The organism is Protofrankia sp. Cas4 (genome assembly GCF_963555915.1).
Classification (GTDB): Bacteria; Actinomycetota; Actinomycetes; order Frankiales; family Frankiaceae; genus Protofrankia.
In genome coordinates this window covers 1-13937 of record NZ_CAUVXL010000234.1, presented here as the reverse complement: position 1 = coordinate 13937, position 13937 = coordinate 1, and the positions used below count along the sequence as shown (strand labels likewise).

The following is a 13937-nucleotide window of genomic DNA, read 5'->3' as shown; positions in this document are numbered from 1 at the left end:
GTCGGGTGTGGCGGGTCCGGTGTCGCGCAGGTGACGTCCTCGCGTTCGAGCGTAGGGCTGTCGTGGGGCGACGGGGCGCTCTACTATGACGCCTGACATCCCGGCTTCGGTCGACAATGCGACCGGGGACGGGCGCCACGAGAGGTGGGGGATGGCCGAAGCCGACGAGGTTGTCAGCATCCGGAAGCCGTCGGTGAACGCCGTCCCAGACAGTGGACGGATTCGCCTGCCAGGGCTCGATCCGGACGCGTTCCGACATCCGCTTGACCGGCGGGCCACCCGTACGTTGAAGCGCCTTCCCGGGTTCGACCGGGTCGTGGCCAAATACATCGAATGGGGTGTCGAACGTACCCAGTACGTGGAGAATACGGCATCGAGCGTGAAGGTCGGTCCCCGCCAATTTCCGGGGATCCACGCCATACTGCGCGAGACGTGCGCGATTTTGGACGTTCCAGAGCCTGAGCTCTACATCCGGCGTGGGCCGGTCGATGCCTATACGGCCGGGCACAACCATCCGTACATCGTGCTTTTCACCGATCTCATCGAGATCATGGATGACGATGAGCTGCTGGCCGTGCTCGGGCATGAAATCGGGCACGTCAAATGCGGTCACGTTCTATATGGGACCATGGCACGAATTGTCAGCGGGGCGATGGGCGCGGGAGTGGCCCGGCGGTCGAACGCCGTTGTCAACAACATCGCGGCCTTCGGCCTCGGGGCGGGGCTCGCGGCCTGGTCGCGCAAGGCGGAGCTGACCGCAGACCGGGCGGCGATGCTCGCGGTCCAGGATCCCGATCCATGCGTCCGGATGATGATGAAGTTGGCTGGCGGGGCGACCCGCTGGCTGGACCAGATGAACCCCGCCGCTTTTCTTGAGCAGGCACGGTTGCTGGACGACATGGCCGAGCAGAGCAGGCTGACCCGGTTTCACCGCATGCGGATCCGGACCACCGGATCCCACCCACTCACGGTCGAGCGCGCCCGCTTTTTTGACCAGTGGCTGCGCGAGGACGAGCCCAGGAGGATCCTCGATGGGATCTATGCGGTGCGGGCCGGCAGTCGTGTATGCCTGACCTGCGTGAAGCCGGCGCGGCCGACCGAGAACTTCTGCACGGCCTGCGGAACCGGACTCGCGGTCTGGACCACCTCTGCCTAGCAGGACAGGGCGGGGTGCCGCCGAACACCGGGCGGAGCGCCGCCGAACGATGTGAATCCGGTGTTGCTCCCGTCGCATCAGGTTCACATCGTTGGATGTGATGATCTCCCGGAACGGGTGCCGGAGTCAGCGCAGGGCGAGCGGGAGTCAGCGCAGGGCGAGATCGACGATGAGGGGTTTGTGGTCGCTACCGAACGCCGCGCCCACCTGGTAGCCGGTGACGGCGAACTGCGGCGAGGCAAGGACGTGGTCGATGCGCAGCAGCGGCGGCAGCACCAGGTGGTCCGCGTTCCAGGTGGGTGTCCAGCCGGCACCGACCACGTCGTGGGCATCGCGAAGATGATCATTTAGCAGGCGTTGGAACGGTCGGTGGTCGCGGGTGGCGTTGAAGTCGCCTGCGAGCACCACCGGGATGGGCGTGCGGGCGACGTCGGCCCGCAGGTTGTCCAGTTGGCTGCGCCACCGAGGGGCGGAGCCGCCGTTGATCGGCGCGACCGTGTGGACAGCGAAAAGGCGGAACTGATGCGCCGCGTCCACCTGCACCGTCAGCCGCAGTGACGGCAGGTCTGCAACCGACCGCAGCTCCGGCTCGACCAACGGGAAACGGGAGAACACCGCGATTCCGAACGGATTCGGCTGGGAACGGACGTCCTGGTAGGGGAAAGCTGCCAGTGCCCCGGACTTCTCGACCGCAGCCAGGGTAAGGGGGGTGGCCTCCTCCAGAACGAGGATGTCGGGTCCCTCCGCGCGGATCTGGGTACCCAGCCGTCCGGCGTTCTCGTTCGTGTACAGCAGGTTCGCACTCATCATCCGCACTTTCGCCGAGCCGGCGGGAGCGCTTTCGGGCTTCCCCGGCCAGAGCTCGGGTACGGTCCAGTACAGGTGGGCGATGATGACCAGCGTTGAGACGATCAACAGCCGGTTGCGTCGCAATGCGAAACTGACGGCCAACACCACATAGGCCGGCAGGAATTCGACCGGGGTGAAGGCGTTGATCCCCGAGTAGGGCCAGCTCAGCGCGTCATCCAGATGGAGGGCGCGGCCCAGCGTGATGACCCCGAGGTTGCCGACTGCCAGCCAGGAAAAAAGAATCACCAGAGTCCGCGGCGGAATCACCCCGGCGGCGCCGCGCTTCGATGGCACCACGTGGTCGTCGTCTTCGGGGTACACGGGCAGGTCAGAGCCGGTGTCCGAGTGCGGGGTCATGTTCATAGACTGCCGGCCGGGAGGTTCGTGGCCGGCGGCGGGGCCGACGGAGCGCTTTCAGTCATCGCCAGCCGGTCATCGCCAGCCGACAGGCGCGGCCGCGGCCGCGGCCGGTGTACGTCACAGGCACCGGCCGGCCGGCATACCCGGCCGCGCCGGCCGGCCGCGTTGTATGTACCTGGCCGCGGTATGTACCCGGCCGCGTTATGCCACCGCCACCTGGGTGTGGCTCTCCGTGCGGGCGATCAGCGGTGCCGAGCGCGCCCGCAACTCCCGGACTGCGACGACATCGTCATGCCGGCTCAACCGGCGGTCAACCTCACGCAACTTGTCGGTGATCCGCGCCGAATCCAACTGGCCGGCGAGGTCAATCGCGCGGCTCGCCGCGTCCAGCGCGGCTTCGACGTCCGGGCCGTGCTGGCGCAGATACGACAGCGCGAGATCCGCCTCGGCATAGCTGCGGGTCCGGGTCCGGGAAGCAGGCGGGCGGGAACGGGATTCCAGTAGCAGGGGTTCGGCCGCCTTCGCCTTGCCGAGCAGCAGAAAACAGTGGCCTTTGCATTCGGCCACGTCCACTTCGTCGTAGTGGGAGGCCCATTGTGGACCGTCACCAGGCTTCGCGCGTTCGAGTTCGTCCTCCATGTCGATCAGCGCCTGGCTGCAGCCGGGCTCGTCGCCCATGCGGCCCAGTGCCCAGGCGTGTTTGTCGTGCAGCATCGCCCGGACCGTGGGAGACGCCGAGCCGTGGGAACGGTCGATGGCGGCCTTCGCCATGGCCAGGCTCTGCCGGTACTGACCGAGGCGGCCGGCCTGGTCGCTCATGGCGGACAGGATCCGGCTGGCGAGCATCGTGTCCCCGCTGTGTTCCGCGAGGCCCAGCGCTTGGATGTAGTAGCGCTGGGCAAGTGCCTGGCGGTCGCAATCCTGAGCGAGCCAGCCACTGAACTGGGTAAGTTCGGCGAGCGAGCTGAACAGGTCCGGCGTGTGGCGGTTCTCCAGCGCCGCTCTCGCGCGGTCGTGCAGGAAGGCGACCACCTGTCCGCGAATCTCGGCGCCGCCGTAGCGGGCGTCGAGCTTGCGGAAGGTCTCGGTCATATCTCTGATCATGGACGCGGTCGGTACCGGAGGTACGATCTCGTCCCGGCTGATCGTTTCGACGACTCCGGTGAGGCTCGCCAGCACGGGGTCGGCGAAGGCGGCGGCGACGAAGACCGCTCCGTCGTATAAGAGGTCGCGTCTGCGCATATCTCGCCCCGAGAGTCCGGCAATAGTCCGAAGAGTGCCCGAGGGTTTCTCGGCTACGGCGAGCCCGAAGTCGTCGCCGTGATAGGCCTCGCCGCGCCAACCGAGATCGGATGGCGCGATGGGGTAGCCGACCAGCATCGACATCTCGGCGGCGGCGAGCTCGGCCACCATGGGGTCACGGGGGCGCATTCCGCGACGCCAGTGCCCTACCGTGGTACGCGCAAGACCGAGATCAACGTTTCGTTGTCGGCGCGCGCGTTCGTTGACCTGTCGGGCGAAGCGAGTGTCGGAGACCGACGCTTCGGCAAGTAACCGTCCGAATAGCGTTTGATGCGGTCCGCAGTTGATCGTTTCTTGATCGGCCGACGATTGTTGTCTGTTCATTGAGCCCCCGTAGCTCATTACGTGATATTTCATGATGCAATGGCCAGACGATGCGTTGTGAGACACAACGTAGTGGAGCTGTCACAATGATGGAAGGGGGCGTGCAGACGCGCGTGCGAATGCACGCACCAGGAGCCTGGCGTGCAGGATGGGTCGAGTGCGACCTGGGTCACGTCGACGATCATTGAGCGTGTCAACGACGCAGGTGCGACCATGTCAAGAGCAATGAAGACCCATGAATGTGGCTACGGAGGCCCCGAGGCGTGAACATCGTCGTCACCGTCAAGCAGGTTCCGGATACCTGGGCGGAGAAGAAGCTCGATCCCGCAACCAGGACGACGGATCGCAAGAGCGTCGACAACGTCATGAACGAAATGGACGAGTACGGGGTCGAGGAGGCCCTGAAGATCAAAGAGGCTCATGGTGGCGAGGTGACGGTGGTCACCATGGGTCCCGAGAAGGCCTTGGAAACCGTGCGTAAGGCACTGTCGATGGGCGCGGACAAGGCCGTCCATATCACCGACGAGGCGCTGGCCGGCTCCGATGCCCTGCAGACGTCCGCTGCGCTCGCGAAGGTTATTTCAACGCTTTCGCCTGATATTGTTATCACCGCTACTGAGGCGTCCGATGCCCGAGGCGGTGTGCTGGGTGCGTTGCTTGCCGAGCGGCTCGGATTCCCGCAGCTGACCCAGGCCCGTAAGGTGACCGTCGACCCGGGTGCCGGCACAGTGCGGATCGAACGGCTGGCTGACAACGGCTACTTCCTCGTGGAAGCGTCCACACCTGTGGTTGTCGGGGTTGTCGAGAAGATCAATCAGCCGCGTTATCCGTCGTTCAAGGGCATCATGGCGGCGAAGAAGAAGCCGCTGACCACTCTGTCCGTCGCGGACGCGGGCCTGGATGCTGGCACGGTGGGCCTCGCCAACGCTGCGTCGACGGTGCTGGACGCTCAGGCCGCTCCGCCCCGTCAGAGCGGAACGATCGTCAAGGACGAGGGCGACGGTGGCACCAGGGCCGCTGAGTTCCTCGCCGCGCAGAAGCTGATCTGAGGGGTCTTGTCCGATGGCTGAGGTTCTAGTTCTCGTCGAGCATGCAGACGGCGAGCCGAAAAAAGTCACCGCCGAGCTGCTGACGCTCGCCCGGTCGCTGGGTGAGGCGTCCGCGGTCTTCCTCGGCGCGCCCGGAACGTACGCGAAAGCCAAGGACTTCCTGGCTCAGTACGGCGCGTCCACGGTCTACGTCGTCGAGTCCGAGGACGTCACCGACTACGTGGTGGCCCCGGTGGCTGAGGTCCTGGCCAAGCTGGTGACCGACAGGTCTCCGGTAGCGGTCCTGACCGCGGCCACCCCGGATGCCAGGGAAGCCGCCGCGCGCACGGCGGCCAAGACCGGGTCGGGCCTGATCTGGGACGCGGTCGGCCTCACGCCGGACCTGGCCGCTACCCAAGGCATCTTCGGTGGTTCGACGATCGTCACCTCGAAGGTCACCAAGGGGACGCCGGTCTTCGCGGTGCGGCCGAACACGACCCCACCGGTGGCTGCCCCGGGTACGCCGACCGAGGAGAAGGTCGACATCACGATCTCGGACTCCGCCAGGTCGGCGAAGATCCTTGACCGGGTTGTTGAGGCCAAGTCGGGTCGCCCCGACCTCACCGAGGCGCAGATCGTCGTCTCCGGCGGCCGCGGTCTGGGCGCCGCCGAGCACTTCGCCCTCGTCGAGAAGTTGGCGGACACGCTCGGCGCCGCGGTGGGGGCGTCCCGTGCGGCGACTGACGCCGGCTGGTATCCCCACCAGAACCAGGTCGGGCAGACCGGAAAGACGGTGTCGCCGCAGCTCTACATCGCGGTCGGCATCTCCGGGGCGATCCAGCACCGGGCCGGAATGCAGACGTCCAAGATGATCGTCGCGATCAACAAGGATCCGGAAGCGCCGATCTTCGAATTCGCCGACTACGGCATCGTGGGCGACCTTTTCAACGTCGTCCCGCAGCTCACCGACGCGATCGAGAAGCACAAGGCGTAAGAGCGTATCCCTGGGTAGGTGGCAGCGGTCGCCACAGCGACCGTTGCCACCTACTGTTCGGACGAATGTCGTCCAGCGGTAGGTGGCTTTCGTTGCCATAGCGACCGCTTCCACCGGCTGCTAGCCGGTGAAGCCGGCGTCCACCGGCACGACAGCCCCGGTCAGTGCTCCGGCGGCGGGCGAGCACAGCCATGCGACCGCCTCCGCCACCTCGGCCGGGTCGAGGATGCGTCGTTGGAAAGAATGCCGGGCGAACTCGTCGACCCCGTCCAGGTCGTAGACCCGGGCCGTCTCGGCGAGCATCGTCGTGTCCATCGATCCCGGGCACACGACGTTGGCGGTCACCGCCGTGCCGGCCAGGTCCGCGGCCAGGCTGCGGACCAGCCCGACGACGCCGTGCTTGGCCGCGCAGTACGCCGCGAGGCGTGCCAGCGGGCGGGTTCCGGCGGCCGAGGAAACCGCCACGAACCGGCCGGCCGGTGCCGCCAGCAGCGCCGGGACGGCCGCTCGGACCAGGTGGAACACACCGTCGAGATCGACGGCCTGCAGCATCCGCCAGGTCTGGTCGTCGGTCTCCCAGACCGGTGGCCCACCCGCGATCACCCCGGCGACCGCGATCGCTGCGTCGAGGCGTCCGAACCGGTCGAGGGCCGTCGCAACCGCGGCGTCGAGGTCGGCCTGGACCCGGACGTCGGCCCGCACGGCCACCGCCTCGGTGCAACCCGCAGCGACCTTCGCGAGATCCTCCCAGGTGGCGTACGGGTATCCGCCGTCCGTGGGAGCGCCCGGGGCGGCGGCACCGGCCGCGATGTCGGTCAGGACCAGCCGGTAGCCACGCTCGTCCAGGGCTGCCGCGACCGCGGCACCCAGACCTCGGGCCGCGCCGGTCACCACGGCGACCGGACTTCCCATCCCCGGGTCTTCCGTCACAGGTTCTCCTGCGGTCGGTTCTCGTCCCAGCGGCTTTCATCCCGGCGGCTTTCATCCCGGCGGCTTTCATCCCAGCGCGCGACGGCCGTGACCAGGTCGTCCACATAGGCGCGCAGTAGAAGCGCACCTTCGCCCGGCGACGCTCCGGTCGGGTCACCCAGCACACCCGAGGGGCTCAGCGACCCGACCCCACGGCGGATCAGCTCGGCGAGCGGCGGCGACGGTCCGGCGACGGCCCGGTCGAGACGTACCAGGTCGGGCGCCAGGTGCAGCATGAGGGACGTCTCGATCCGTCCCGCGTGCAGGTCCGTGTCGCCGGCCGGTATCCCGAGATCGGTGGCACGAGCCGACCGCGGTGCCCAGGCGAGCACGTGGCGTCCCTCCGAGCGCAGCAGCGTGACCGCTTCCCGTAGGGCCGGGGCGTTGCCGCCGTGCCCGTTCACGAACACCACGCCGGACGCCGTGATGTCGGCGGAGCGGGCGATTTCAACGGCGGCCAGCGCGAGGACGCGGTTGCCCAGCGACAGTGTCCCGGGGAAGTCCGCGTGTTCGCCGCTCGCGCCGTAGGCCAGGGCCGGGGCTGCAAGGACACCGGGCAGTCGCGAGGCCAACCCGTCCGCGAGCGCCCGCGCGATCCGGGTGTCGGTGTCGAGCGGCAGGTGCGGTCCGTGCTGTTCGGTGCTTCCCAGCGGCACGGCGACCAGTGGTGACTGGTCGCGAAGCTCTGGCCAGCAGCGCTCACCGAGCCTGTTCATCGGGACCGGGACCGGGACCGGGACCGGGAGCAAGGGCACCGGGGCCGGGGCAGGTACCAGGACCAGGACCAGGAGCCGGCAGATAGCCCCAGGCGCGCAGGGCGGCGAGGACGCGGTCGGCGGCCTGCGGCGGGTCGAGGCGGACGACGGCCCGATCGGTGCCGCGGGTCTCCCCGGCGCCGGTCAGCTGCCTGACACGTTCGCGCGCCGGCAGGGTCGCAGCCGGCGGGAGCAGGACTTTCGGACGGGGACGCAGCGGCACTCTGGTTGCAGGCAGTGATACCGGGAGGGCGATCCGCACCACGTCGATCGGTGCACGACGGGCCGCGACCACCGCACGCAGCCCGGCGCGACGCAGCGGTGCCGTCCCCGGGTCGACCGAGAGCACCGCCGGCGCCCGCACCCGCAGCCGTTCCCGCCGTCCACCGTCAATGCGTCGTTCGGCCTCGACGACCCCGGGCGCGGTCGGGGCAAGGGACACCAGGCCGAGCGCCTGCGCCACGCCACCGATGCCGTGCCCGCGACCGCGCCCCCGACCGAGGCCGGCGGCAACCAGCGCCGGTACCGCACCCGAGCCGCGGCGTGGGGACCAGCTTCCGGCGACCACGATGTCCGTGCGGGCCGCCTGCGCATGATTGGGGTCCCCATGATTGGGGTCCCCATGATTGGGGTCCCCATGATCGGGGTCCCCATGATCGGGGTCCCCATGATCGGGGTCCCGACGCAGGGCCGCGATCACACCCGCGGCGACCATCCGCGGGTCGGCGTCGGCGTCGGCGTCGGCGTCCACCCGGATTGCCCTTGCGGCGCCGGCGGCGAGCACCGCCCGCAGGGTGGCGTCGGCGGCGGGCGGCCCGACGGTGAGCACCGCCACCGGCACGGACCAGGCGTCACCAAGACGCAGTGCCCACTCGCAGGCCGCCTGGTCGGCGGCGGACAGGCCGGACAGTCGCTCGTCGATGTGGACCTCGCCGGTCAGCGGGTCCACCTCGACCGCCAGCGGCGAGTGAGCCACCAGCACTGTCACCTGAAGGCCGAAGATGTCGCCGGTTTCAGCCATGGCGGAAGACGACACCGTGGCCTCCCTCCGGATAGCTCCAGGCGATCGCGCCCTGTTCGCCGCAGACCATGTAGCAGGTGCCGCATTCGAAGCACTGCTCGTAGTTGAACAGGATCCCGCCGTCGGATTTCGGCACGAACAGGTCTGCCGGGCAGGCGGTGACACATGCCTTGGTGGTGCACGTCTCGCACACGGTGGAGTCGACGGTGATGTGCGCCTGCTCCGCCACGTCGAAGCGCACCGTGTCCATGCGGTCGGTGAACGACAGCGTGTCCGCGGATGACGGGCGGGCCGGCCAGGGTAGGAAGCGTCGGGTACTCATGGCGGCGTCCCCTTTGACGATCATTGATTAGCCGAAGGTGCGCAGTGCGGCGGTACCATCCCGGACGAGGTCACGTAGTGTTACGCCGCTGCCGCGCATCCGGGCGCGCGCGATCGCCACGAGACCCCGTTTCGGACGCGGGTTCGTCACGGTGAACATGTCCTCGACGATTCCGCAGATCAGGTCCGGGTACCGCTGTTGCGTCCGCTCACCGAGCACGAGCGCCGGTGCGCGGCGCAGCTTCTTGTGGTCTGCCAGCACGAACGACGACTCAAGACGCCGTCGGTAGCCGGCGAGCCCGCGTGCGGACGTGTCACCGGCGTCCAGGGCTGCCACCGCGGTCTGGCCGGCGGCGGCACCGGATGCGATCGCGAAGTTGACGCCCTCCAGCCAGATCCCCGCGGCCAGGCACATCGCGGCCGCGTCCCCGGTGACCAGCATGCCGTCGCCGACCAGAGCCGGCATGGCGTCGTAGCCGCCCTCGGGGATGAGGTGCGCGCCGTACTCGACCAGTTCGCCGCCTTCGACCAGCGGATGGATCGCCGGGTGGGCCTTGAGCTCGGCGATGATCTCCTCGGGACGCCGGCGGGAGGCGGCGAGGTCGGGTAGGGACAGCACAACCCCGACCGAGATCGTGTCAAGGTTGGTGTAGACGAACCCGCCGCCGGCGATGCCGCCGGTACCGCCGAGGATCTCGATGTCGACGCCCTCGCGGTCACGGACCCCGAACCGGGCGTCGATCTCGCCCCGGGGCAGGGAGAGGACCTCCTTCGCACCTAACGTGAAGTGACGGGCGCCGGCGTTCGGGTACAGGCCGGCCTCCTTCGCCAGGAACGAGTTGACCCCGTCCGCGGCGATCACCACCGGCGCGCTCAGGTCGCCGTCGGGACGGTCGGTGCGCACACCGGTGATCCGTCCGGTGACCGGGTCGCGCAGCAGCCCGGTGGCCACGGTGGAGGTGACGAGCGTGGCACCGTCCTTTTCGGCCAACCCCGCGAACCACGCGTCGAAGTCGGGCCGCAGCGTGGTGGCGCCGTTATACGGCGGCCGGCCCCACTTCTGGTTGCGGTAGTCGATCGACAGCGCCTGCTCACCGGTGAGGATCATCGTCTGCCGGCGGGTGACCCACCGCTGGATCGGTGCCTGCTCGGCCCAGCCCGGCACCAGGTCGTCGAGGACCCGGCCGTAGACGACCCCGCCGAAGAGGTTCTTCGAGCCCGGGAACGGTCCGCGTTCCAGCAGTAGCACCGATTTTCCCGCTCGCGCCGCGACCAGTGCGGCCGCCGAGCCGGCCGGCCCCGCACCGACGACGATCACGTCCGCGTCATGTCCGGCGTCGGCACGGGCATCCGATGGCGCTGGCATCGGCGGGGACAGCGGGTTGGTGGCCGGACGCTTCGGGGGCGAGGCCAGGTGCCCATCCGGATAGAGATCATCCGAGGGCGGTGAGCCGCTCACGGAAGGATCACCGCACTGTTGTCGGGGGCGCGCTCGCCGGTGGTGCTGACGGCGGGGGCGCGCTCGCCGGCGGTGCGCTCGGTCGCGACCCCGGCCGGCCCGGCCAACTGTCGGCGCAGCTCGGCGACGACCGCGGGGGCGTCCGCGACGATCGCGAGGTCGGCCATGGCCATCATCGGCGCGCTCCCATCGAGGTTGACCGAGATCACGTGATCGGGGCTGCCCAGGCCGCTGGTGTGCTGGACGGCCCCGCTGACCCCGAAGGCCAGATACAGCCGGGGCGCCACGATCGCCCCGGTGGTGCCGATCTGGCGTTCGAACGGGATCCAGTCGAGGTCGGCCACCACCCGGGTGCCGCCGAGCGACGCGCCGATCGCCGCCGCCACATCGGCGAGCAGTGCGAAGGCGTCCGCGCTGCCCATCCCGTGTCCGCCACCGACGATGCGCGACGCTTCGGTCAGCGCGATCGTCGCCGGGTCCGCCGGTAACACCGCCAGTACCTCGGCGTCGACTACCTCGGGGTCGCCGGCCACGGCGGGATCAGGGACCGCCGGGGTGAACGTGCGGATCCGCGGGGCGAGCTGGCATGGCGCGACACCGCGGACGCCCGGGATGAGCGTGACCACCACCGGGCCGCGCACCGGTGAGTGCTCGGCGAGCCGGCCGTCGTAGCGTGCGGCCACGATCTCGTGGGCGCGTACGGCGATGGCGTTCGCGACCAGCCCCCGGCCCAGCGTTGCGGCCAGGCGCGGAGCGAAGTCCCGGCCGTCCGGGGAAGCGGGCATGATGATCACGTCGGCGTCGATCGTGCCGCCGTCGAGTTCGGCGGCCAGCACCGCGGACCAGGCTGCCGGCGCGAACTCGCCGGCCTCCCACAGCGTGACGTCGGCCGCGCTGGTCAGATCGGTCGCGGCGGCGGCCACGCCGTCGCCGACGAGCAGGACCCGCCCGCCCGCCTCCGCGGTCACCTCGTCCGCGCCCGCCGGCAGCACGCCACGGCGCACCACGACCAGCCCGAGTGAGGATCTCGGCGGTGCGTCGGTTGCTACGACGGGTGGTGATCCCGACATCTACAGGCTCCTCCCGATCCGGTCGCCGTCGATCACGGCCGCATGTGCCCGCCGTGGTGCCACACAGTCTCCAACCCGGTGGACGGCGACCTCACCGGTGTCGCGCAGGGTGAGGTACAGGTCGTCCTCGGGTTCCTCGGGGACCGCCAGGACAACATGGTCGAACGGACGTGCGGTGGTCGTCCCGGTCGGGTGGAACAGCACCTGCAGGCCGGCGTCGTCCAGGCCCAGCACCACGCTGTCCGGTATCTGGGCAATGCCCTTGCGCGCAGCCCGGATGTTCCAGCCCTCGCTGTCCAACGTCACCCCGAGACCCTGGCCGACCTGCATGTCCGGGGAGAGCACCGTAACCTCGCAGCCGCGGTCGGCGAGCAGCTCGGCAACGGACGGGGCGTGGTGGAAGCCGATCTCGTCGACGATCACGACCCGCCCGGTCGGGGACGCCGAACCGTCGAGGACCGACCGCACGGTACAGATCCGGGGGTCGTCCGGGCCGGCCCACCACGGCCGCGCCGGCCGGCTCCCGGTGGCCACGACGACCACGTCTGGATGATGGTCGCGGACGTAGCCGACGTCCACCCGCACTCCGGTCTTGATCGCCACGCCGAGCGTGCGCAACTCGGCCAGCTGGTTGCGGACGAGGTCGCCGAATTCGGCCCGGCCCGGGACGGTTGCGGCCAGGCGCACCTGCCCACCCGCCTCGTCGGCCGCCTCCACCAGGGTGACGCGGTGGCCGGCGCGATGGGCGCTGATCGCCGCCTGCATCCCGCCCGGCCCGGCACCCACCACCAGCACGTCCCTGGGCCGCACCGGCATCGGGAGGATCAGTGTGCCGGCCGGGTCGCGGCCGTCCGGACCGGGTTCGATACTGCCCTGGGCGGCCCGGACAGCCTCCCGGCCGGTCAGCGGGTTCTCGATGCAGCCGAGCCAGCGGTTCAGGCCCATCCGTCCGACGCATTCCTGGTTGCACGACAGGCACAGCCGGATGTTCTCGGTCGCCCCGGCGCGGGCCTGGCGGGCGAAGTTCGCGTCCGCGATCTGCCCGCGCACGATCCCGACGAGGTCGCAGTGCCCGTCAGCCAGTGCCCGCTCGGCCTGCAGCGGGTCCTTGAACCGGCCGACACCGACGACCGGAAGGTCCACGGCACCCCGGATCGCCGACGGGATGAACAGCGCATAGCCCGGTGGGACCGCCATCGACGCCTCGATCATGTACAGCGTGGACGTGGCGGTGCCGATGGAGGTGTTGATGTAGTCGACGGCGCCGGTCGCCTCGACGATGCGCGCCACCGTGACGCACTCGTCGAGGGTGATGCCGCCCTCGATCAGCTCGTCGCCGCACAGCCGCACCCCGAGCGCGAGCTCCGGGCCGATCGCGGCCCGCACCGCGTGGACGATCTCGCGCAGCAGCCGGGCCCGGTTGGCGAGGTCGCCCCCGTAGTCGTCGGTGCGTTGATTGGTCGCCGGTGACAGAAACCCCCGCACGATCGAGGAGTGCGAGCACTGCAGCTCGATCCCGTCGAAGCCGCCTTCTGCGCAGTGCCCCGCAGTTCTCGCGTAGCCGGCGACGATCTCGTCGATCTCAGCCTGGCTCACCGCCTTGGGAACCTCGCGGAACAGCGGATCCGCCACGGGCGAGGGCGCCCATACCGGCAGCCGGGAGAACATCCCGGACGCCTGTCCGCCGTTGTGGTTGATCTGCGCGAAGATCGGGACGCCGTGCCGGTGGACGGCCTCGGTGATGCGCCGGTAGCCGGGTATCGCGTGGCGGGAGAAGCCGTGGATCAGTTTCTCGTACGGCCAGTCGGTCGGATGCACCGAGTGCTCCTCGGTGATGATCAGACCGGTGCCGCCGGCCGCCCGGGTCGCGTAGTAGGCGGCGTGCTGCTCGGTGGGCAGCCCGTCGGCGGCGTAGTTGGTCAGGTGCGCCGAGAACACGATCCGGTTCGCGACCGTGATCGGGCCCAACCGCAGCGGGCTGAACAGATGCCGATACCGGCTCATCGACCGACCCCTCGGTTGCCGCGCGCCGGGTTCGCCCGGTCCGCCTCCGCCGCCGGCCGGAATATCCCGTCACCCACGGCGAGGGCGGCCCGGCGTCCCTCCAGCACGGCCTCATAGACGGTTCGGGGAGCGATCGCGTCCCCGACCACCGCCCCGGGCGCCGCTTCGATCTCGTCGGGCCCGAGCACGGGCAGCTCAGCGGTGTTGGTCACCAGCGCCGCACAGGCGATCTCCACCGTGGCGTCGGCGAACACGTCGTCCCCGTAGAGGATGGCGCCGTCCAGCCGGGTCAGCCGGGTCCGTTTCACCAGCTTCACCCCGGCCT

General features: G+C 69.7%; 12 protein-coding genes and 1 pseudogene. 3 read left to right on the top strand and 10 right to left on the bottom strand.

What is annotated here, in order from left to right; translation table 11 throughout:
- Nucleotides 1-85 precede the first annotated feature (85 nt).
- Complete coding sequence (locus U9979_RS20970; protein ID WP_322780718.1) at nt 86-1156, top strand: M48 family metallopeptidase; 1071 nt, start codon at nt 86-88, stop codon at nt 1154-1156.
- 147 nt (nt 1157-1303) lie between these two features.
- Here the strand turns inward: U9979_RS20970 and U9979_RS20965 are convergent, their stop codons facing one another.
- Together U9979_RS20965 and U9979_RS20960 are read right to left on the bottom strand one after the other, a co-directional pair.
- Nucleotides 1304-2362 (bottom strand): endonuclease/exonuclease/phosphatase family protein, encoded by a 1059-nt coding sequence (locus U9979_RS20965; RefSeq protein ID WP_322780717.1) that lies wholly within the window; start codon nt 2360-2362, stop codon nt 1304-1306.
- Between the two features lie 204 nt (nt 2363-2566).
- A complete protein-coding gene (locus U9979_RS20960) occupies nt 2567-3796 on the bottom strand; it encodes a transcriptional regulator (RefSeq protein ID WP_416210657.1) in 1230 nt (409 codons plus the stop codon).
- Nucleotides 3797-4254: 458 nt separating this feature from the next.
- Between U9979_RS20960 and U9979_RS20955 the strand changes: the two genes are divergently transcribed.
- Both U9979_RS20955 and U9979_RS20950 read left to right on the top strand, forming a co-directional pair.
- Complete coding sequence (locus U9979_RS20955) at nt 4255-5040, top strand: electron transfer flavoprotein subunit beta/FixA family protein (RefSeq protein ID WP_322750174.1); 786 nt, start codon at nt 4255-4257, stop codon at nt 5038-5040.
- 13 nt (nt 5041-5053) lie between these two features.
- The gene (locus U9979_RS20950) at nt 5054-6013 is read left to right on the top strand and encodes an electron transfer flavoprotein subunit alpha/FixB family protein (protein ID WP_322750175.1); all 960 of its coding nucleotides are present in this window, start codon (nt 5054-5056) and stop codon (nt 6011-6013) included.
- 120 nt (nt 6014-6133) lie between these two features.
- Here U9979_RS20950 and U9979_RS20945 read toward each other — a convergent pair whose 3' ends face one another.
- The 8 genes and pseudogenes from U9979_RS20945 to U9979_RS20910 form a co-directional block, all read right to left on the bottom strand.
- Entirely contained in the window at nt 6134-6925 is a 792-nt protein-coding gene (locus tag U9979_RS20945) for a mycofactocin-coupled SDR family oxidoreductase (protein ID WP_322780731.1), read from the bottom strand.
- A 14-nt stretch (nt 6926-6939) separates the two neighbouring features.
- The gene (mftE, locus tag U9979_RS20940) at nt 6940-7698 is read right to left on the bottom strand and encodes a mycofactocin biosynthesis peptidyl-dipeptidase MftE (protein ID WP_322780715.1); all 759 of its coding nucleotides are present in this window, start codon (nt 7696-7698) and stop codon (nt 6940-6942) included.
- Nucleotides 7682-8773, bottom strand: a complete 1092-nt coding sequence (locus U9979_RS20935) for a putative mycofactocin-associated electron transfer flavoprotein (RefSeq protein ID WP_322780714.1) — start codon at nt 8771-8773, stop codon at nt 7682-7684. Before U9979_RS20935 ends, mftE begins: the two co-directional genes overlap by 17 nt.
- Nucleotides 8751-9080, bottom strand: a complete 330-nt coding sequence (locus U9979_RS20930) for a ferredoxin family protein (RefSeq protein WP_322754064.1) — start codon at nt 9078-9080, stop codon at nt 8751-8753. Before U9979_RS20930 ends, U9979_RS20935 begins: the two co-directional genes overlap by 23 nt.
- Before the next feature lie 27 nt (nt 9081-9107).
- Nucleotides 9108-10445 (bottom strand): FAD-dependent oxidoreductase, encoded by a 1338-nt coding sequence (locus tag U9979_RS20925; RefSeq protein WP_416220273.1) that lies wholly within the window; start codon nt 10443-10445, stop codon nt 9108-9110.
- An 89-nt stretch (nt 10446-10534) separates the two neighbouring features.
- The gene (locus U9979_RS20920) at nt 10535-11608 is read right to left on the bottom strand and encodes a mycofactocin-associated electron transfer flavoprotein alpha subunit (RefSeq protein WP_322780712.1); all 1074 of its coding nucleotides are present in this window, start codon (nt 11606-11608) and stop codon (nt 10535-10537) included.
- Nucleotides 11609-13612 carry a mycofactocin system FadH/OYE family oxidoreductase 2 gene (locus U9979_RS20915; protein ID WP_322780711.1) on the bottom strand — a complete coding sequence of 668 codons (2004 nt, stop codon included), beginning with the start codon at nt 13610-13612 and terminating at the stop codon, nt 11609-11611.
- Nucleotides 13609-13937, bottom strand: a pseudogene (locus tag U9979_RS20910) (hypothetical protein); the annotation flags it as partial. The pseudogene U9979_RS20910 and the gene U9979_RS20915, both read right to left, overlap by 4 nt.